Raw genomic sequence first — 18,134 nt, forward strand, 5'->3', positions numbered from 1 at the left:
GCCGCGCCGACTGTGATGGGAGCAACATCCCATGATGCCAGGGTAGTCGATCGTTCGGCCGACCCCCGCCGTCACGCCTGGTCGAAGCGTGCCGCGAACTGGCCCGGGGTCATCCCGGTGACGGTCCGGAAGTCCCGCACGAGGTGCGCCTCGTCGGCGTAGCCGAGTTCCGCGGCGACCATCGCCAGCGTCGTCTCGGGTCCGCGGAGCCGCTCGGCCGCCTCGTGCAACCGGCGGCGTTGGATCAACCATTTCGGGGTGAGCCCGAGTCGTCGCTGTGTCAGACGCTGCAGCGTGCGTTCGGTGACGTGGAAACGGTCGCAGATCTGGGTCACCGAGGTGACGGTCGAGTCGTTCTCGACGAACTCGACGATCGCGTTGATCAGCAGGCCGTCGTCGTCGGCGGGCAGCATCGGACGGATCCAGGCCTCCACCAGGTCCGTCGCCTCGTGCTGCCGCGACGGATCGTGCGGATCGGGACCCATGAGAGCGCGGACGTCGGCGGTCAGCGTCCGGCCACCGCCGACGACGGACAGGTCGTCGTGGCGGTCGGTCCACTCGGCGACCGCGCCGCCGGTGATCACCGACCCGGCGGCCGGGGCGAGCATCGTGCCGATCGCCCAACCGTCGCCGGTCAGTTCGGTCTCCGACAGCCCTGACGTCGGGCCGTAGAACCTCGAATAGTCGGCGGTCACCACGACCAGGCACACGGGGTACTGCAGCACCCGCTGCGGTGCGGTGGTCCCGGGCGGCACCGACCAGGTCGGCACCCAGAAGCGGCGGACCAGATCCGTCAGATCCGGCGACGGAGCCCAGCGCCCGATGCTGAACGAGGTGTCTGCGGGGTCGACGAGGTGGGCGCGTTCGACATCATCGATGCGCGTCCCCGCCGATCCTGATCTGTCGGGTTTCATCAATCGCCACTCCGGTCGCCGTCGTTAGGTTTCCATCATGACCACTTCATCCGACATCGCACCCGACGACCATGATTTCGCAGACGACCTCAGCACACAGTTCCGGCAACTCGCCGGTGGTTTCGGCGAGGTCCTCGACGCCCTCGATGCGGACGCCTGGTCCGCACCATCCCCCTGTGACGGCTGGACCGCGCGAGAGGTCGTCGGCCACGTGATCGAGACGCAACGCGACTTCTTCGCCGGACATGGCGTCGATCTCGGCGACGCGCCGTCCCTCGAGGATCCCGCAGCGGCCTGGCGCACGCACAGCACCGTCGTCGCCGACCGGCTGGCCGACCCCGCCGTCGGCGACAAGGCCTTCGACGGCCACTTCGGCCCGACCACCGTCGGCGAGACCTTGCTCCGTTTCTACGGATTCGACATGGTGGCGCATCGCTGGGATGTCGCCACGGCCGCCGGCCAGGACCTCCGTTTCACCGACGACGAGCTGACCATGATGGAAACGGCGGCAGACGGTTTCGGCCCCGCGCTGTACAGCGACGGGGTGTGCGCAGCGGGCGTGGAGGCTCCTGCCGACGCCGACCGTCAGACCAGGCTGTTGGCCCGGCTGGGCCGTTCGGCCTGATCACGCCGGGCCTCGTCCCCGGGTATCTCATCGTCCGCCGCGAGTCGATGGCGGATGGGGTGATGCCCGGGGGCGAACCAGTAGGCGATGGCCGCGCCGGCACCCGCCCCCTACGGAATCCAGCCGTTGCGGCGTGGGTACCGGGCGCGCAGAAGGCTGTACAGGTACGTGCTCCCCAGCAGGACCGCGGCGGTGATCACGGCCGGCCAGAGGAACGAGTTGTCCATCGACCCGCGCACCGACATCAGCGCCCAGCCGATCGTGAGCAGCACGAGGGCGATCGTCGCGATCAGGCGGACCACCAGCACGAGTGTGGTGATCACCGCCCACACCGCTTCACGTCCCCGATCGGCCATGGCGTCAGGGTATCCGGCAAGGCCGGTCCCGCCCACCGGCCGAGGCGTCCGTTCGCCGACGCACACCCGCGCGGTGGCGGACAATGAGCGCATGAAGACGATCCTCAACGTGATCTGGCTCTTGCTGTGTGGCGTGTGGATGGCGATCGGCTACGCGGTGGCCGGGATCATCTGCTGCATCCTGATCATCACCATCCCGTTCGGCATCGCATCGTTCCGGATGGCCAACTACGCCCTGTGGCCGTTCGGCCGAACGGTCGTGCGCAAGCCGACGGCCGGCGCGATGTCCCTGGTCGGCAACATCATCTGGCTGATCGTCGCCGGGATCTGGCTGGCCATCGGTCATATCGGGACCGGGATCGCGATGTGCCTGACCATCATCGGCATCCCCCTCGGGATCGCGAGCTTCAAGATGGTGCCGGTCTCGCTGCTGCCGCTCGGTGCCCAGATCGTGTCCACCGACCAGGACATCCGGGCCGGCGGCCCGATCGGCACCACCGGGTACTGAGTCCATCGGACGCGGACTCGCCCGAGGTCACCGGGCGATTCGGACCCATCCGGACCGCGGTCGGTACCGAACACCGGACATGAACCTTTCCGTGTCCCCCCGGCCGGCTCCCCGATCGGTCGCGATCGTCGGCGCGGGTGTGTCCGGGCTCACCGCCGCACATCTTTTGAGCGCTGCGGATCGGGTCACCGTCTTCGAGGCCGACGACCGCCTCGGTGGCCACGCCCACACCCACGATGTGACGTTCCCCGACGGCGCCGTCGTCCCCGTCGACAGCGGTTTCATCGTCCACAACGACCGGACCTACCCGACGCTGCTGCGGCTGTTCGACGATCTGGGTGTCGCGACCCAGGACACCGACATGTCGATGTCGGTGCGATCGGAGATCACCGGCCTCGAGTACGCCGGTGCCAAGGGCCTGCGCGGTCTCATCCCGACGGCCCGCACCCTGACCCGCGGCCGGTATCTCCGGATGCTCGTCGAGATCACCCGATTCCACCGGTCCGCACGCGCCCTTCTCGACGCCCCCGACTCCGACGAGCCATTGTCGGAGTTCGTGGCGCGCGAGAACTTCTCGCCGTATTTCGTGGACAACTTCCTCGTCCCGCTCGTGGCCGCCGTCTGGTCGTGCGATGCGGATGTCGCCGCCGACTACCCGGCGCGCTACCTGTTCACCTTCCTCGAACACCACGGGATGCTGTCGGTGTTCGGCTCGCCGACGTGGCGCACGGTCTGTGACGGATCGGCACGCTACGTCGAGAAGATCGAGGAGCGCATCCTCGGGGCCGGCGGGACCATCCACGTGGGGACACCGGTCCGATCGGTACGCACCCGGTCCGGTGGCGGCGTGCAGATCGGCACCGACGGTGCCGATCAGGATTTCGACGCAGTCGTCATCGCCACCCACCCGCATCAGGCACTCACCATGCTCTCGGCACCGACCGCCATCCAGCAGCGCGTGCTGTCGGCGATCCCCTATTCGGTCAAACCCGCCGTACTGCACTCCGACATCTCGCTCCTCCCGCGCGCGCACCGCGCCTGGGCGTCGTGGAACTACCAGATACGCAGCGACGGTTCTGATGTGGCGGTCACCTACGACCTGACCCGACTCATGCGGCTGCCGAATCCGACGCCGCGCATGCTGGTGACGATGGGTCGCACCGACCTCGTCGACGAATCCACCGTGATCGCCGAGATGACCTACGAGCATCCGGTTTACACCACAAACTCCGTTGCCGCACAGGCACTTCTCCCCGATGCCTGCACCGACGACATCGTGTTCGCCGGCGCGTATCACGGGTGGGGATTCCACGAGGACGGCGCACTCTCAGGCGCACGGGCCGCCGAACGTCTCGGCGCCTCCTGGTCTCCGGTCACCCGATCACAGGTGAGCGCATGACCCCGATCCCCGCGGTGGTCCACACCCGCATCACCCACACCCGGACGACACCGATCCGGCATTCCTTCGTCTATCGCAGCGCCTCGTGGCTGATCGACATCGACGACCCACCTCGGCTGCCCTGGCTGCTGCGGATGTTCGCACGATTCGTCGCGGCCGACCACTTCCCCGAATCCGACAGTCCCGGTGACACTCTGCGCTCACGTCTGGACGCGCATCTGGATGCTGCGGACGTGGTACCCCCGAACGGCCGGGTCGTCGGTCTGCTGTCGCCGCGGGTGGCGGGACACGTCTTCAATCCGCTGAGCGTCTACTGGTGCCACGACCTCGATGGCACCCTGCGATGCGTGGTGGCCGAGGTGCACAACACCTACGGCGAACGGCACTGTTATGTGACGACCCCCGACGCACGCGGAGACGCCCGGGTACGCAAGGAGTTCTATGTCTCCCCGTTCAACGACGTCGACGGCACGTACCGGCTGCACGTACCCGAGCCCGACCCCGACGGCCGCGTCGCCGTGTCCATCATCCTCGACCGTGAGGACCAGGGCTCGTTCGTCGCGTCGCTGACAGGGCGGGCGAAGCCGGCGACCGTGCGAGCGATTCTGACGACACAACTCGTCGCGCCACTCGCCCCACTGCTCGTCACCGCACGTATCCGCATCCAGGGAATCCGTCTGTGGCTCAAGCGACTTCCTGTCGTTTCCCGGCCCGTCCACGATCATGCGACGACCATCGCCGATGACACCCGACTCTCCCTCACCCCCTCTCGGAAGGACTTCGATGAACGCTCCGCTTCGTGACCTCCCCGGCGACTTCACCCCCGACGAGGCCGCTCGCTGGCCCGATGTCGCACACGCACCGCGCCGACGCACGACCGCGATACGCAGCGCGGCGGCGGCCTGGTTGTTCCGGAACGCCACCCGTCGCGTCGACGTCCGCGTCGAGTTCCCGGACGGCTCCACCTCGGGCCGCGACGACGAACGGGTACTGCCGCGCATGATCATCCGACGCCCCGATGCCTTCGCCCGGCGCGTCGGCACCGACGGCCTCATCGGGTTCGGGGAGTCGTTCATGGCCGGCGACTGGACGACCGACGACCTCGTCGGCGTCCTCACCCCGTTCGCCACCCGCCTGGCCCGACTCGTCCCGCGACCGCTGCAAGTCCTCCGCACCGCCGTCCTGCCGAAACAGCCCGACACAGAGGACAACTCGACCGCCAACACCCGGTCGAACATAGCCCGGCACTACGACCTGTCCAACGACCTGTTCGCTCTGTTCCTCGACGAGTCGATGACCTACTCGAGTGCCTTGTTCGCCGACCTCGAGCGTGGCACGCGTCCGCCGTGGTCGGATCTCGCCTCCGCGCAGCACCGCAAGATCGACCGACTGCTCGACCTCGCGGGAGTCGGCGAGGGAACGCGCCTGCTCGAGATCGGGACCGGTTGGGGCGAACTCTGTCTGCGTGCCGCCGCGCGCGGAGCAACGGTGCATTCCGTCACGTTGTCGTCGGAGCAGCAGGAGCTGGCACGGCAACGCGTCGCCGACGCCGGGCTGTCGGACAAGGTGACGATCGACCTGTGCGACTACCGCCACGTCGAGGGCAGCTACGACGCCGTGGTGTCGGTGGAGATGATCGAGGCGGTGGGCGAGAAGTACTGGCCCGTCTACTTCGAGACCATCGACCGCGTCCTCGCCCCCGGGGGTCGGGTGGCCATCCAGGCCATCACGATGCCGCACGACCGTATGGTCGCCTCCCGCAGCACCTACACGTGGGTGCACAAGTACATCTTCCCCGGCGGACAGCTGACCTCGCTCAAGGCGCTCGACGCGGTGACCCGCCGCAACACCACGCTGCGATTGACCGATCAGCTCGGCATGGGCATGCACTACGCGGAGACCCTCCGGCTGTGGCGTGAGCGTTTCACCACCCGGCGCGACGACGTGGCAGCGCTCGGCTTCGACACCACGTTCCGCCGGATGTGGGAGTTCTACCTCGCCTACTCCGAAGCAGGGTTCCGCGCCGGCTATCTCGACGTGCACCAGTTGCTGTTCACCCGCCCGGACGGGGACGGCCGTCGTCGGAGGTCACGGCGATGATCGACACCGGCTCGGCATGGACAGCGTTCGCGATCGTCACGATCGCGTCGCTGGTGCTGCTCGTCGTGCTGCAGACCATCACCCTGGTCATAGGGCACCGCATCGGACGCTACAACGTCGTCGACGTCACCTGGGGACTCGGATTCGTCCTGGTCGCCTGGCTCGCCCTGATCATCGGACCGGGCGACGCCACACGCCGGTGGGTTCTCGCAGCCCTGGTGTCGGTGTGGGGTCTGCGGCTCTCGTGGCACATGTTCGTCAAGTCCAAGGGCAAGGGTGAGGATCCCCGCTACACCGATCTGCTGACCCGCACCGGCGGCAGTCCGCTGGCCACCGCGGCCCGCAAGATCTTCGCCACCCAGGCGATCTCCCAGTGGTTCGTCTCGCTGCCGATCCAGGTGTCGGCCGTCGTCGGCGCCACCCAGGGCGGATGGATCACGGTGTTCGTGGCCGGTGTGGCGTTGTGGCTGCTGGGATTCACGTTCGAGGCGGTGGGCGATGCGCAGTTGCGGCGCTTCAAGGCCGACCCGTCGAACAAGGGCGCGATCATGGACCGGGGGCTCTGGTCGTGGACGCGTCACCCGAACTACTTCGGCGACTCGAGTGTGTGGTGGGGACTGTGGCTCATCGCGGCGAGCGCGTGGCCAGGTGTGCTGACCGTGTTGTCACCGGTCGCGATGACGTACTTCCTGGTCTATGCCACCGGTGCGCGTCTGCTCGAGGAATCGATGAGCAAACGCCCCGGCTATGCCGACTATCAGGCACGTACCTCCTACTTCCTGCCGCGTCCGCCCCGCCGGGCCGGACGCACCTCGGTGTGATGACCACCCTCGCGCCGCGCGTATCTCCGGGACCCGTTTCGTTGAGGCGTTCCGTTCTGCCGGATATCCTGATCGACGATGACGACCGAGTGCTCGCGGTGACAGCAGACCCCGCATCCGACACAGCCGCCCTGCCGGCCCTGCTCGATCGGATCGCATCCGGCGACTCCGATGCCTTCGCCCGTTTCTATGACCTGACGTGCGACCGCGTGTACGGCATGGTGCTGCGGGTGCTGCGCGATCCGGGCTACTCCGAGGAGACCACCCAGGAAGTCTTCCTGCAGGTGTGGCGATCTGCGGAGAACTTCGACCCGCAAGCGGGGTCAGCGCTGTCATGGCTGATCACACTGGCCCACCGTCGGGCGGTCGACCGGGTCCGTGCGGAGTCGGCCGCGAGCCGACGGAACGTCACCTACGGTCTCGAGTCGGTGCAGTCGACCTTCGACGAGGTCACCGAGACGGTGGCCACCCGAGAGACCACCCGCGAGGTGGTGGGGTGTCTGGAGACGTTGTCCGACGTCCAGCGCCAGTCGGTGGACCTCGCCTACTACCACGGCCTGACCTACCGCGAGGTCGCCGAACGACTGACCGTGGCGCTGCCGACGGTGAAGTCCCGTATCCGCGACGGCCTCAAACGCCTGCGCAATTGTCTGGGAGATCGCGATGTCTGACGACGAACTCCTCGATCTCGCTCCGGCCGTCGGTCTCGACGCCGTTCAGGGCGCTGAACTCGACGACGTGCACCGGCAGGTCGGGGCCGCCTCCCCCGAGGTGCGCACCGAATTCCACCGTCAGGTCGCCGCGACCCGGGAGGCCATGGCCAACGTCAGCGCCGTGACGGCGTCCGCACCACCGGAGACGTTGCGCGACCGCATCCTGGCCGCCGCGCGCTCGGACGTGTCGTCGGCGCCGACGCCGCCGACCCCGGTGACGCCGCCGACTCCGGTGACCCCTGCCGAGAATCCGGCGGTCACCGCACCTGCGGCCGCGACCGTCACCCCGCTGCACCGCCGGCGCCGCGTCGCCTACCTGGCCGCGGCCGCCGTCGTCGCGATCGCGGTGGGCGCGGTCGGATGGGTGATCGGCGCATCGTCGAGCCCGGACCAACAGCAGCAGCCACCGACCGCCGAGCAGGTGTTCGCCGCCAAGGACGTCCGGACCTCGTCCGGGGACGTGGCGACCGGTCGTGCAACCGTCACCTACTCACCGACCGCAGATGCCGGCGTGCTGGTGATGAACGACGTCCCGCCGCCACAGCCGGGGACGGTCTACCAGATGTGGCTGGTCGGCCCCGGTGGCGAGACGTCGGCGGGCACGATGACCGACAAGGATGTCGCACCGTCGACCACCGCGGTGATCAAGAACCTCGGCGGCGCAACGTCGTTGGCGTTCACGGTCGAACCTCCCGGCGGATCCGCCGCGCCGACCGGACCGTTCGTCGCGCAGCTGCCGCTGAGCTGAGCCGCCGCCCTTCGTGACGCTCGGCTGGCGCCTCGCTCCTCAGGGATCGGTTTTCACACACCGCGAGCCTGCGAGCGTCACGTCACGATCCCTGAGGAGCGAGCTTGCGAGCGTCACGACCCCTGAGGAGCGAGCCTGCGAGCGTCACGAAGGGTCACGGCAACAGCCCACGAATCGTGTCGATGGTGTCGGCCTGGGCCGCGTCCTTGTCCGGCCGGTAGCGGACCACCCGGGCGAACCGAAGCGCCACGCCACCCGGGTAACGCGAACTGCGCTGCACCCCATCGAGTTCGATCTCGACGACGATCTCGGGTCGCATGTACACGGTGTAGTTGTCGCGGTGCGTCTCATGCTTCGGGAACTGGTCCGTCTGCCATTGCAGGAGCGCGTCGGTCAGCCCCTTGAACGTCTTGCCGACCATGACCGGCGGACCTCCGTCGGGATCGCGGGCGCCGAGGTGCAGATTCGACAGGAATCCGGTCCGACGACCCGATCCCCATTCCGCGGCCAGCACGACGAGATCGAAGGTGTGCACGGGTTTGACCTTCTGCCAGGTCTTTCCGCGTCGTCCGGCGGCGTACGGTCCCGACAGCGACTTCACCATGACACCTTCGTGCCCGGCGGCGAGCGCGGCATCGAAATGGTCCTGCGCCTGTTCGACGGAGGGGTTGACCACGTAGGGGATTCGCATGTCGGGTGCGACAGACGTCAACGCGTCCAACCGGTCTCGCAGCGGACTGTCGATCAGGTCGACACCGTCGAGGTGTAGGCAGTCGAAGAAGAAGGGGCGCAGCAGACCGAGCGGGTCGTCGGTCAGTTCGCCCGCCGAGCCGAAGCGACTCATCGTGTCCTGAAACGGCCGTGGCCTGCCGTCCGCGTCGAGGGTGAGAGTCTCGCCGTCCAGGATGATTCTGTCGCAAGGCAATTCACGGATGACCGCGACCAGGTCGGGCACCGCCCCGGTGATGTCACGCAACGTGCGGGTGTACACCGACACTTCGTCTCCGCGACGATGCACCTGGATACGCGCGCCGTCGAGCTTGAAGTCCACCACCACATCCGGGCCGAGCGCGAGGACCGCCTCGGCGAGCGAATCGGCGGGGGTCGCGAGCATGGGGGCGACCGCTCGGCCGACCTCGAGGCCGACGTCGGCGAGTGCCTCGGCCCCTCCGTGCACCGCCAACGACGCCGTCTGCGGCAGCGAACCGGTGAGCATGTGCGCTCGGCGCACGAGATCGAGCGGCTTCCCGGACGCCGAGGCGATCGCGTCGACCATCACTCCGGCCAGCGCCCCCTGTCGCAATTCACCGGTCATCAGTCGTCGCAGGAAACTCTGCTCGACATCGGTTGCGGCGCCGAACAACTCCTCGAGGATCTGCTTACGCAGCGCAGCCGATCCGGGTCCGGCGGCACCGGCGAGGCGGGTGAACAGCTCGTCGACATCACTCACGTCGAGCGTGGTCACGTCGGCGGGCGTCGGCACCGATGACAGCGATCGCCAGCCGACGCCGAGCCGGCCCTGGCCGATCACGCCGGAGAGCCATGCGACGACGGTCGGGATCTCATCGGCGAGCGCGTCGTCGAGCAGTGCACGCAGCGTAGCGGTCTTCTGCTTGCGCGATCGGGTCGCGGCGATGTCCGCCGACGCGTCGACGATCCGGGAGAGCCTCACCGCTCCGAGGCTACCGGCCGGTGACGCACCAGCGGACGCGATTGTGTGGTGCGGACGCGCGCACTGCGAGCGTCCGCACCACGTGGTCTGTCAGGAAACCGGTTCGGCGACCTTGCTTTCCACCGTCGAAGCACTGGTCGCACCACGACGCGCGACGACGTTGTCCAGAGCGAGCTTGCCGCCGCCGATGAACACCAGGAGGAGCAGCGCCCAGCAGTACAGCGCCGCCGAGTCACCGTCGTTCTGGATCGGCAGCAGTCCGTCCCCCTGGTGCTTCCAGAAGTACGCCACCGCCATCGAGCCCGATCCGATCAACGCGGCGAGTCGCGTCTGCAGGCCCACCATGACCAGCAGACCACCGATCAGCTGGATGGCGCCGGCCCACCACGACGGCCAGGCACCGAGAGCCGCGGTCTCGCCGCCGTACGGTGCCACCGGCCACGCGAAAAGCGTCGACGTGCCATGACAAAAGAAGATGAAGCCCACGACGATCCGAAAGACACCGATCGCCCACGGCGATTTACTCTGGAGGAAGGTAAGCATTACCTAACTGAAGCAGTAAACCGACCTTCGGTCCACATACGGGCCCCATCTGTGAGCGTTCCCACAGCAATCGCTCAGTTTCCGCGTGCGATCCACTCCTCGAGGTGCGGCGACTCCGTGCCGACGGTCGTGCCGTCGCCGTGCCCGGTGTGCACCGTCGTCTCCGGATCGAGAGTGAAGATCTTCTCCTGGATCGAGGCGATGATCGTCGGGAAGCTCGAGTACGACCGGCCGGTGGCGCCCGGCCCACCCTGGAACAGGGTGTCGCCGGAGAACAGCACTCCGGCCTCCGGCACGTGGATCACCGACGACCCGGGCGAATGTCCGGGGGTGTTGATGACCACGAGCGATGTGCCGGCGACCTCGATCCGCTGGCCGTCCTCGAGGTCCTGATGGGAGACGTCGGGGTGGGTCTCGTTCCACAGCATGTCGTCGCCGGGATGCAGCCAGATCGGCGCGCCGGTCGCCTCGGAGAGTTCCGGCGCGACGGTGATGTGGTCGTTGTGTCCGTGCGTGAGCACGATGGCCTTCACCGTGCGGTCGCCGACGGCGTCCAGGATCGGCGCGGCCGAGTGTGCCGCGTCGATGATGACGACCTCGTCGTCGTTCCCGACGAGCCAGATGTTGTTGTCGACGTCCCAGGTGCCGCCGTCGAGCGAGAACTGACCGGACGTGACGACGTTGTCGATGCGCAGTGTGTTCGCCATCGCTACAGCTCCACCACCGAACGCAGGACCTTGCCCGCTTCCATCGCCTCGAAGGCGGCTTCGACGTCGGTCAGCCCGACCCGCTCGGTGACGAACTTGTCCAGCGGCAGACGACCCTGTTCGTAGAGGTCGATCAGCATGGGGAAGTCCCGCTCGGGCAGGCAGTCGCCGTACCACGAGGATTTCAATGCGCCACCGCGAGAGAAGAAGTCGATGAGCGGCATCTCCAGGGTCATGTCGGGGGTCGGCACACCGACGAGAACCACGACGCCGGCGAGATCGCGCGCGTAGAACGCCTGCTTGTAGGTCTCCGGACGGCCGACCGCGTCGACGACCACGTCGACCCCGTTGCTGTCGGTGAGATCCTGCACGGCGGTCACCACATCGTCGACCTCCGCACCGTTGATGGTGTGCGTGGCACCGAGATCGGTTGCCCACTCGAGCTTGGCCGGGTCGCGGTCGATCGCGATGATCGTCGTCGCCCCGGCCAGGCGCGCTCCGGCGATCGCGGCGTCACCGACACCGCCACAGCCGATCACCGCGACCGAGTCACCACGACCGACGTTGCCGGTGTTCATCGCGGCGCCGAGTCCGGCCATCACACCGCAGCCGAGGAGCCCGGCCACTGCCGGATCGGTCTCGGGATTGACCTTGGTGCACTGCAATTCGTGGATGAGGGTCTTCTCCGCGAATGCGCCGATGCCCAGCGCCGGCGTCAGTTCGGTGCCGTCGGCGAGGGTCATCGGGATGCTCGCGTTGAAGGTGTCGAAGCAGTACCACGGTCGACCACGCTTACAGGCCCGACACTGCCCGCACACCGCACGCCAGTTCAGGACGACGAAATCGCCGACCTCCACGTGCGTGACATCGGAGCCGATCGACTCGACGACACCGGCCGCTTCGTGGCCGAGGAGGAAGGGGTACTCGTCGTTGATGCCGCCCTGCTTGTAGGCGAGGTCGGTATGGCACACACCGCATGCCTTGATCGCCACCACGACGTCTCGTGCACCCGGGTCGGGGATCACCACATCGACGATCTCCGTCGGCGCGCCCTTGCTCCGTGAGATGACTCCCTTGACCGTCTGCGACATATCGGTTTCTCGATCCTCTCGGTGACAACTGTGGACTGCCGATGGGCAGTCCGCTACGGTTCCCAGTCTCGCGGCGCCCCTCGACACATGCATCCGTCCGAATGGATGGTTCTACCTAGACGAAAGTACAGCCCGCTTCTCCGTCGCGCTGTCGGCCTGCGGTCAGCTCGCCGTGATCCCGGCTTTGGCCGCCAACAGACCGGCCTCACCGCGATTGGACACCCGCAGCTTCTGCAGGATCGCCGTCACATGGAACTTCACCGTGCTCTCGCTGACGCCGAGTTCGGTGGCGATCGACTTGTTGCGCCGGCCGAGCGCGAGATGGCCGAGCACCTCGAGTTCGCGGGGGTTGAGTGTCGACAACAGGTCTTCGGCGGGACGCTCCCCGGGGCTGTCCAACGGGATGCGCGCCGACACCCGGCTTCCCCAACCGGCCAGGGTCTCCACCTCCAACCGTCCGTCGAGTGTTCGTAGGCGGCCGGACAGTTGCCGGGTCAGCGCGTCACCATCGAGTTCGCCGGCCCCCTGGTCCCGGACGTCGACGACGAGGTCGTCGCCCACGCATTCCCACGCGACCCGCACCCGGGTGACCGCCCGTTGGGTACCGAACGCCACCGCGACCACCCGCACGATCGCGCGCGCCGCGTGCGCGATCTCGCCGGGCAGCGACCGGCTCTCGCCCGGCGGTCGTAAGTACTCGACGTCGACATGCAGTTGATGAAGGACGGGTTCGAGTTCGGTCTGCATCCGGGCGAACGCGGCGGACAGCGCCTCGGTGGCCAGTTTTCGGTCGGTGTCACCGACGGAGCGCAGGGTGATCAGGGCCGACGACGCCGTCTCGGCGGCCGTTGCGCGGGCCGTCCGATCATCGAGGTCGCGCGATCGCAGTGTTCCCAGGATCGAGGCCAGTGCGTCCTCGTGGGACTGTGTGAGCTGGACGATCGTGCGAGCCCGCTCGCTGGACGCGGCGCGCGACTCGGCCAGATAGTCCGGGCTCGCCTGCGCGACCTGCTGACGGATCGATGTCGCGACGATGGCGAAGCGCGCCCGCAGCAGATCCATCGAGACCGGAGTCCGTGGGACCGGGGAGGTTCTGCTCGGTTTCGGGATGAGGACGAGCAGGGTGTCGGTCTCGTCGCGGACGGCATGCAACGTCCTGCTCACACCTCCGACCACGGCGGTGGTGGTCAGCACGTCGCCCGGTGGCGTCGCGTCCTTGAGCGCGTCGAGTTCGTCGATCGAGACGCGGTCCACGATGTCGCGGTCCCCGGCGACCTTCCGTGGCCGTCCGGTGCACTCGCGGGTGAAGATGACCAGAGCCTGATGCGGCCAGTCCGGGGACAGGAAGCGGGAGAAGCGAACCGCGATCTGGGGCAGCGGACCGTCGATCACCGCGCGCAGCTGCTCCCAACGCTCAAGGACTGCACCAGCCTCCTGAGCGGCGTCGTCGGTCACCTCAGTCGAGCGCGTCGAGCAGCTGGGCCTTCGTCATCGACGAATACCCTTTGACCCCTTGGGCCTTCGCTCGGCGCCGCAACTCGGCCACCGTCGGCGCGGCCGATGATGACCGAGCCGCCTTCTTCGCGGGTGTCGTGGTGGACGCGGTCTTCGTCGCCGGCTTTGTTGCCGGCTTCTTCGTGGCCGGTGTCGACGTGGCCGGCGTCTTCGCGGCGGAGGTTTTCTTGGCGGGCGCCTTCTGCGCGGGTGCCGTCTTCGCGGGGGTCGACGAGGCGGGGGTTGTCGCCACAGGGGTCGTCGCGGCCGGCGGGTTCTTGGCCGGGACCTCCTGCGACGTCGACGTCACGCGAGCGGCGGGCTGCGGCAACCCGGGGACGCGAGCCGGTGTCGGGGTCTCCACGATCGCCGTCGACGTGTTGTCGTCACCGGCACCGCCTGCCAGCGGATCAACGGGTTCGGGCTCGGTGGGGGTACTCGGCACGGCCGTCTGATCGGGGCCCTTGCCCTGACCGATCATCCGCAACACCTCGTCGCGCAGCGCGGTGGCGTCCTTCTCCGCTTGCCGGATCCGCTTCTTGGCTTCCTTGTCGACGCGGGCGAGTTCACTGCGGAGTCGGTCGACCTCCTTCTCGAGCCGGCCGATCAGCTTCTTCTTCTTGCCCATCTGGAGTCCCCTTGTCCGTGATGTCCGAGTCACCGGGTGGTGTTTCCACCCTAGTGCGCCGATTCGCCGCGATGATGTGTGACGCGTGAGGGATCTGGGTAATTTCGGAATCGGGTAGTGACCCGGAACGACTGAGACGACGTCATCAGGAGGTAGCGATGCCGGAACGTGACCCAGGCCCGTCGGTCAAGGACGACGAGCTGTACGAAAAGTTGCGCGACGAGGGCAATTCGAAGGAGAAGTCGGCGCGGATCGCCAACGCCGCCGCCAACGAATCCCGATCCGAAGTCGGCGAGAGAGGCGGCAGTTCCGGCTCGTACGACGACTGGACGGTCGACGAATTGCAAGACCGCGCAAAAGAACTCGATATCAGCGGTTACTCGTCGATGAAGAAGGACGAGCTGATCGACGCGTTGCGCAATCACTGACGTCAGCTGGGGAGAATGCCCGCGCGACGCGCGGTGACCACTGCTTCCAGACGTGTGCTGGCACCGAGTTTGGACATCGCGTCACGCATGTAGCCCTTCGCGGTCTGGACGCCGACTCCCAGGCTCTCGGCGATCCGGGCGTTGCTGTGTCCGAGCGCGGCGAGGGCGAGCACGTCCTGTTCGCGCCGGGTGAGCGCGACCGCCGGCGCCGGCGCGGCACCGTCGAGCAGAGCGTCGGTGATCCTGTCGAGTTCGGCCGCCAGGTCCTCGTCGTCGACCGTCCGGCCGAGCAGCCGCAGCCGCCCGTACGCCTCGGTCAGACGATCGCGGAGTTCGTCCAGATCTGCCGTTCCCGGGTGATCGCGCCCGGACAGCCGTGTCACGGCACGGCTGCTCACGATCTGCTGCTCGAGCGCTCGGGCCTCGCCCGCGAGGACGTCGAAGGTCCGGTCCCCCAGCGGATCGCCGGTGTGCAGCGCACCGTAGAGCACCGCGATGGGTCTGCGGTCGACGATGACCGGGACCGCCGCCATGGCACGCAGCCCCTCCGTCGCGATGATCGTGTTGTACCGGTGCGTGATCCGCGGTGTGCGCAGGTAATCGTCGACGGCGACAGGACGCTGCACACTGATGACCTTGCCGCCGAGTCCGTGTCCGACATCGACCGATACCCCGGCGAGCGCCCCGTTGGTCCGCCCGACGAAATGCTCGAGGCGCACGGTCTGGCGGGCGGCGGTGGTCGTCGGCGACACCATGCCGGCGAACGCCAGCGACACCCCGCTGCCGCGGCGGACGCGACGAAGTGCGTCGAGCACCATCGAGGCCTCGCTCATGTCACCTCCGAACCCTGCTCCCCCTCTTCCGGGGGTGTTCCTGCACGCCCTCCGCGCGGAGAATGTGACCCACATTACCGGCTCGACGGGCTCATCCTGCCCGCCCGCAGCAGGCATCCGCATCCACGGAGGTCCCCCGATGACGCACACAGCTCCCACCCCCGCCGACGACACATCCGTCGCCGACACGCTGAGCTCCTGGCTGGCCACCTTCGGCGACGGTTCCGCGAATGCCGCCGAACTGTTGGTCGACCGGCATGATCCGTCGGCGGTCGCCTTCACCACCATCGACGTCGACGGCGACCGCCTGATCACGGTCGACCTCACCTACGGGGAACTCGCGGACGCGTCGAAGCGGTTCGCGACGGCGCTCGCCGCGCGCGGTGTGGGGCAGGGCGACACAGTCGGGGTGTTGATGGGCAAGCGCGCGGAACTGGTCATCACGCTGCTCGCCATCGCGCGCCTCGGTGCCGTGTACATCCCGCTGTTCACCGCGTTCGCACCCCCGGCGATCGAGATGCGCGTGAGGGCGGGCGGGGCGAAGGTCGTCGTGACCGAGCCGGGTCAGGCCGCCAAACTGGACGACATCGACGGCATCACCACGATCGTGGCCGGCGAGCAGTTCGATGCGCTCGTCACCGGCAGTCAGCCCCTCGACCGTTCGGTCGCCGTCGGCGGCAACGGGGCACTCGTCCTGCTGTTCACCAGTGGCACCACCGGCTCTCCCAAGGGGGTCGAGGTCCCGGTGCGGGCGCTGGCCGCGTTCTCCTGCTACATGCACTACGGACTCGACGTGACCGCCGACGACGTGTTCTGGAACGCCGCCGACCCCGGCTGGGCGTACGGCCTCTACTACGGAATCCTCGGGCCGATGGCCGTGGGCCGACGAAACCTGTTGCTGCACGCCGGATTCTCGGCGGATCTCACCACCCGCATCATGGCCGAGCTCGGGGTCACCAACTTCGCGGCCGCGCCGACCGTCTACCGCTCCCTGTCGAAGGACCCGTCGTTCACCGGGCTCACGTTGCGGCGCGCGTCGTCGGCGGGCGAGCCCCTGACCCCGGACGTGATCGCGTGGGCCCAGATCGCCATCGCCTGCGAGGTCCGCGACCACTACGGCCAGACCGAACACGGCATGTTCATCAACAACCACTGGCACCCCGATGTCGCGCAACCGCTGGTCCCCGGGTCGATGGGTACCCCGATGCCCGGCTTCTCGACCGGCATCGTCGACGGACAGGTTGCCATCGAGGTCGCCCAGAGCCCGCTCATGTTCTTCACCGGCTACCTCGACGCCCCCGACAAGACCGCGGCGCGCTTCACCGCCGACGGCGCCTGGTATCTGACCGGCGACACCGGACGGATCGACGACGACGGTCGCTACTTCTTCACCGCCCGCGACGACGACGTGATCATCATGGCGGGTTACCGGATCGGGCCGTTCGATGTCGAGAGCGTGCTGATCACCCATGCGTCCGTGGTGGACGTCGCCGTCGTCGGGCGGCCCGATGAGCTGCGTGGCGAGGTCCTCGAGGCGTTCGTCGTCCTCGCCGACGGCGTCACCGGTACCGACGACCTCGAACGCGAGCTGCAACAGCTGGTCAAGACCGGCTTCGCCGCGCACGCGTACCCGCGTGCGGTGCACTTCGTCGACGCCCTGCCCAAGACACCGAGCGGCAAGATCCAACGGTTCCTGTTGCGTCAGTGAGGGGTCACCGGATCCCTGAGAAGAGCCTGCGAACCTCACCCGACCCCTGAACAGCGAACCTCGCGAACCTCACCCGATCCCTGCGAAGCGAACCTCGCGAACCTCACCCCGACCCCTGAACAGCGAACTCGCGAACCTCACCCCGATCCCTGAGGAGCGAGCTTGCGAGCGTCACGAAGGGTCATCCCCACACCCATTTCTCAACGCGGACCGAACCTGTCCTCAATTCCTCATAACGTAGTCCTCACCAGCAAGGACAACGAGAGGGAAGATCATGGCCGGCACCTATACCCCCGTCACTCTGCCGTTCACGGTGAGCGGTGAGAAGGAAGACCTCCTCACGCTCATCGCGGATCAGCGGGCGCTCTTCAAGGTCACTCTGAAGGGCATCACCGAGGAGCAGGCGCGTCAGCGCACCACCGTCAGCGAGCTGACCCTGGGCGGTCTGGTCAAGCATCTCGCGATGGGCGAACAGGGCACCCTGCAGGAGCTCGTCGACCGCGACGAGACGGCGGAGTTCGACATGGAGCAGGCCGCCCATGCCTACGATCTGACCGACGGCGAGACGTTCGCCGACTGGGTGGAGGAGTACGACCGCGCGGCCGCGGCTCTCGACGCGTACGTGGCCGAGGTGGACAGTCTGGATGTGCTGATCCCCCAGATGACCGCCCCGTGGCAGCCCGAACGCGAATGGTGGACGATCCGGAAGATGATGCTGCACAAGCTTCGTGAGACCGCCCACCACGCCGGGCACGCCGACATCATCCGCGAGGCCCTTGACGGTCAGAGCACGATGGCGGCCCTCTACGACGGTCCCGAACTCGCCGAGTGGGGCCTGGACTGACG

Annotated in this window: 20 protein-coding genes; 11 read left to right on the forward strand and 9 right to left on the reverse strand. The window is 67.8% G+C overall.

The features are described from left to right. Nucleotides 1-71: 71 nt before the first annotated feature. Nucleotides 72-914 carry a helix-turn-helix domain-containing protein gene (locus tag EEB19_RS09400; protein WP_187585480.1) on the reverse strand — a complete coding sequence of 281 codons (843 nt, stop codon included), beginning with the start codon at nucleotides 912-914 and terminating at the stop codon, nucleotides 72-74. Between the two features lie 37 nt (nucleotides 915-951). Here EEB19_RS09400 and EEB19_RS09405 point away from each other — a divergent pair, with 37 nt between their 5' ends. After that, nucleotides 952-1,539 (forward strand): maleylpyruvate isomerase family mycothiol-dependent enzyme, encoded by a 588-nt coding sequence (locus tag EEB19_RS09405; protein WP_187585483.1) that lies wholly within the window; start codon nucleotides 952-954, stop codon nucleotides 1,537-1,539. A gap of 110 nt (nucleotides 1,540-1,649) precedes the next feature. Here the strand turns inward: EEB19_RS09405 and EEB19_RS09410 are convergent, their stop codons facing one another. Beyond that, nucleotides 1,650-1,895, reverse strand: coding sequence for a hypothetical protein (locus tag EEB19_RS09410; RefSeq protein ID WP_187585823.1), 246 nt, complete (start codon nucleotides 1,893-1,895; stop codon nucleotides 1,650-1,652). A 91-nt stretch (nucleotides 1,896-1,986) separates the two neighbouring features. On the opposite strand from EEB19_RS09410, the gene EEB19_RS09415 reads away from it, so the two are divergent. From EEB19_RS09415 to EEB19_RS09445, 7 genes are all read left to right on the forward strand, one after another. Then, a complete protein-coding gene (locus tag EEB19_RS09415; protein ID WP_187585485.1) occupies nucleotides 1,987-2,403 on the forward strand; it encodes a YccF domain-containing protein in 417 nt (138 codons plus the stop codon). A 79-nt stretch (nucleotides 2,404-2,482) separates the two neighbouring features. After that, nucleotides 2,483-3,802, forward strand: coding sequence for an NAD(P)/FAD-dependent oxidoreductase (locus tag EEB19_RS09420; protein WP_187585487.1), 1,320 nt, complete (start codon nucleotides 2,483-2,485; stop codon nucleotides 3,800-3,802). Continuing rightward, complete coding sequence (locus tag EEB19_RS09425) at nucleotides 3,799-4,605, forward strand: DUF1365 domain-containing protein (protein WP_187585489.1); 807 nt, start codon at nucleotides 3,799-3,801, stop codon at nucleotides 4,603-4,605. The genes EEB19_RS09420 and EEB19_RS09425 overlap by 4 nt, the downstream gene beginning before the upstream one ends. Further along, nucleotides 4,586-5,902, forward strand: a complete 1,317-nt coding sequence (locus EEB19_RS09430; RefSeq protein WP_187585491.1) for a cyclopropane-fatty-acyl-phospholipid synthase family protein — start codon at nucleotides 4,586-4,588, stop codon at nucleotides 5,900-5,902. The genes EEB19_RS09425 and EEB19_RS09430 overlap by 20 nt, the downstream gene beginning before the upstream one ends. Continuing rightward, a complete protein-coding gene (locus EEB19_RS09435) occupies nucleotides 5,899-6,723 on the forward strand; it encodes a DUF1295 domain-containing protein (RefSeq protein ID WP_187585494.1) in 825 nt (274 codons plus the stop codon). The genes EEB19_RS09430 and EEB19_RS09435 overlap by 4 nt, the downstream gene beginning before the upstream one ends. A 98-nt stretch (nucleotides 6,724-6,821) precedes the next feature. Then, nucleotides 6,822-7,394 carry an ECF RNA polymerase sigma factor SigK gene (sigK, locus tag EEB19_RS09440; RefSeq protein ID WP_262365539.1) on the forward strand — a complete coding sequence of 191 codons (573 nt, stop codon included), beginning with the start codon at nucleotides 6,822-6,824 and terminating at the stop codon, nucleotides 7,392-7,394. Then, nucleotides 7,387-8,184 carry an anti-sigma factor gene (locus EEB19_RS09445; protein ID WP_187585498.1) on the forward strand — a complete coding sequence of 266 codons (798 nt, stop codon included), beginning with the start codon at nucleotides 7,387-7,389 and terminating at the stop codon, nucleotides 8,182-8,184. The genes sigK and EEB19_RS09445 overlap by 8 nt, the downstream gene beginning before the upstream one ends. A 154-nt stretch (nucleotides 8,185-8,338) precedes the next feature. Here the strand turns inward: EEB19_RS09445 and EEB19_RS09450 are convergent, their stop codons facing one another. The 6 genes from EEB19_RS09450 to EEB19_RS09475 all read right to left on the reverse strand — a co-directional run bounded on the left by EEB19_RS09450 (nucleotide 8,339) and on the right by EEB19_RS09475 (nucleotide 14,319). Then, on the reverse strand, nucleotides 8,339-9,856 hold the full coding sequence (locus tag EEB19_RS09450) for an ATP-dependent DNA ligase (RefSeq protein ID WP_187585500.1): 1,518 nt from the start codon (nucleotides 9,854-9,856) through the stop codon (nucleotides 8,339-8,341). Nucleotides 9,857-9,946: 90 nt separating this feature from the next. Then, the gene (locus EEB19_RS09455; RefSeq protein WP_187585502.1) at nucleotides 9,947-10,399 is read right to left on the reverse strand and encodes a DoxX family protein; all 453 of its coding nucleotides are present in this window, start codon (nucleotides 10,397-10,399) and stop codon (nucleotides 9,947-9,949) included. 74 nt (nucleotides 10,400-10,473) lie between these two features. After that, nucleotides 10,474-11,106 carry an MBL fold metallo-hydrolase gene (locus tag EEB19_RS09460; RefSeq protein ID WP_187585504.1) on the reverse strand — a complete coding sequence of 211 codons (633 nt, stop codon included), beginning with the start codon at nucleotides 11,104-11,106 and terminating at the stop codon, nucleotides 10,474-10,476. Nucleotides 11,107-11,108: 2 nt separating this feature from the next. Beyond that, complete coding sequence (locus EEB19_RS09465) at nucleotides 11,109-12,197, reverse strand: S-(hydroxymethyl)mycothiol dehydrogenase (RefSeq protein WP_187585506.1); 1,089 nt, start codon at nucleotides 12,195-12,197, stop codon at nucleotides 11,109-11,111. Nucleotides 12,198-12,359: 162 nt separating this feature from the next. Beyond that, nucleotides 12,360-13,652, reverse strand: a complete 1,293-nt coding sequence (locus tag EEB19_RS09470; protein WP_262365540.1) for a LuxR C-terminal-related transcriptional regulator — start codon at nucleotides 13,650-13,652, stop codon at nucleotides 12,360-12,362. A 1-nt stretch (nucleotide 13,653) separates the two neighbouring features. Further along, nucleotides 13,654-14,319 carry a hypothetical protein gene (locus EEB19_RS09475; RefSeq protein ID WP_187585508.1) on the reverse strand — a complete coding sequence of 222 codons (666 nt, stop codon included), beginning with the start codon at nucleotides 14,317-14,319 and terminating at the stop codon, nucleotides 13,654-13,656. Between the two features lie 158 nt (nucleotides 14,320-14,477). Between EEB19_RS09475 and EEB19_RS09480 the strand changes: the two genes are divergently transcribed. Next, nucleotides 14,478-14,747, forward strand: a complete 270-nt coding sequence (locus tag EEB19_RS09480; RefSeq protein ID WP_187585510.1) for a Rho termination factor N-terminal domain-containing protein — start codon at nucleotides 14,478-14,480, stop codon at nucleotides 14,745-14,747. A gap of 2 nt (nucleotides 14,748-14,749) precedes the next feature. Here EEB19_RS09480 and EEB19_RS09485 read toward each other — a convergent pair whose 3' ends face one another. Further along, on the reverse strand, nucleotides 14,750-15,580 hold the full coding sequence (locus EEB19_RS09485) for a LuxR C-terminal-related transcriptional regulator (protein ID WP_187585512.1): 831 nt from the start codon (nucleotides 15,578-15,580) through the stop codon (nucleotides 14,750-14,752). 139 nt (nucleotides 15,581-15,719) lie between these two features. Between EEB19_RS09485 and EEB19_RS09490 the strand changes: the two genes are divergently transcribed. Continuing rightward, nucleotides 15,720-17,288 carry an AMP-binding protein gene (locus tag EEB19_RS09490; protein ID WP_187585514.1) on the forward strand — a complete coding sequence of 523 codons (1,569 nt, stop codon included), beginning with the start codon at nucleotides 15,720-15,722 and terminating at the stop codon, nucleotides 17,286-17,288. 274 nt (nucleotides 17,289-17,562) lie between these two features. Further along, nucleotides 17,563-18,132, forward strand: a complete 570-nt coding sequence (locus EEB19_RS09495; RefSeq protein WP_187585516.1) for a DUF664 domain-containing protein — start codon at nucleotides 17,563-17,565, stop codon at nucleotides 18,130-18,132. Nucleotides 18,133-18,134 lie beyond the last annotated feature (2 nt).

Origin of the sequence: Gordonia sp. OPL2 (genome assembly GCF_003797825.1) — a bacterium.
Lineage (GTDB): Bacteria > Actinomycetota > Actinomycetes > Mycobacteriales > Mycobacteriaceae > Gordonia.

Excerpts from the sequence above, each read along its gene's own strand:
- EEB19_RS09400 (WP_187585480.1), bottom strand. The coding sequence starts at position 914 with ATGAAACCCGACAGATCAGGATCGGCGGGGACGCGCATCGATGATGTC.
- EEB19_RS09405 (WP_187585483.1), top strand. The coding sequence starts at position 952 with ATGACCACTTCATCCGACATCGCACCCGACGACCATGATTTCGCAGAC.
- EEB19_RS09410 (WP_187585823.1), bottom strand. The coding sequence starts at position 1,895 with ATGGCCGATCGGGGACGTGAAGCGGTGTGGGCGGTGATCACCACACTC.
- EEB19_RS09415 (WP_187585485.1), top strand. The coding sequence starts at position 1,987 with ATGAAGACGATCCTCAACGTGATCTGGCTCTTGCTGTGTGGCGTGTGG.
- EEB19_RS09420 (WP_187585487.1), top strand. The coding sequence starts at position 2,483 with ATGAACCTTTCCGTGTCCCCCCGGCCGGCTCCCCGATCGGTCGCGATC.
- EEB19_RS09425 (WP_187585489.1), top strand. The coding sequence starts at position 3,799 with ATGACCCCGATCCCCGCGGTGGTCCACACCCGCATCACCCACACCCGG.
- EEB19_RS09430 (WP_187585491.1), top strand. The coding sequence starts at position 4,586 with ATGAACGCTCCGCTTCGTGACCTCCCCGGCGACTTCACCCCCGACGAG.
- EEB19_RS09435 (WP_187585494.1), top strand. The coding sequence starts at position 5,899 with ATGATCGACACCGGCTCGGCATGGACAGCGTTCGCGATCGTCACGATC.
- EEB19_RS09445 (WP_187585498.1), top strand. The coding sequence starts at position 7,387 with ATGTCTGACGACGAACTCCTCGATCTCGCTCCGGCCGTCGGTCTCGAC.
- EEB19_RS09455 (WP_187585502.1), bottom strand. The coding sequence starts at position 10,399 with ATGCTTACCTTCCTCCAGAGTAAATCGCCGTGGGCGATCGGTGTCTTT.
- EEB19_RS09460 (WP_187585504.1), bottom strand. The coding sequence starts at position 11,106 with ATGGCGAACACACTGCGCATCGACAACGTCGTCACGTCCGGTCAGTTC.
- EEB19_RS09465 (WP_187585506.1), bottom strand. The coding sequence starts at position 12,197 with ATGTCGCAGACGGTCAAGGGAGTCATCTCACGGAGCAAGGGCGCGCCG.
- EEB19_RS09475 (WP_187585508.1), bottom strand. The coding sequence starts at position 14,319 with ATGGGCAAGAAGAAGAAGCTGATCGGCCGGCTCGAGAAGGAGGTCGAC.
- EEB19_RS09480 (WP_187585510.1), top strand. The coding sequence starts at position 14,478 with ATGCCGGAACGTGACCCAGGCCCGTCGGTCAAGGACGACGAGCTGTAC.
- EEB19_RS09485 (WP_187585512.1), bottom strand. The coding sequence starts at position 15,580 with ATGAGCGAGGCCTCGATGGTGCTCGACGCACTTCGTCGCGTCCGCCGC.
- EEB19_RS09490 (WP_187585514.1), top strand. The coding sequence starts at position 15,720 with ATGACGCACACAGCTCCCACCCCCGCCGACGACACATCCGTCGCCGAC.
- EEB19_RS09495 (WP_187585516.1), top strand. The coding sequence starts at position 17,563 with ATGGCCGGCACCTATACCCCCGTCACTCTGCCGTTCACGGTGAGCGGT.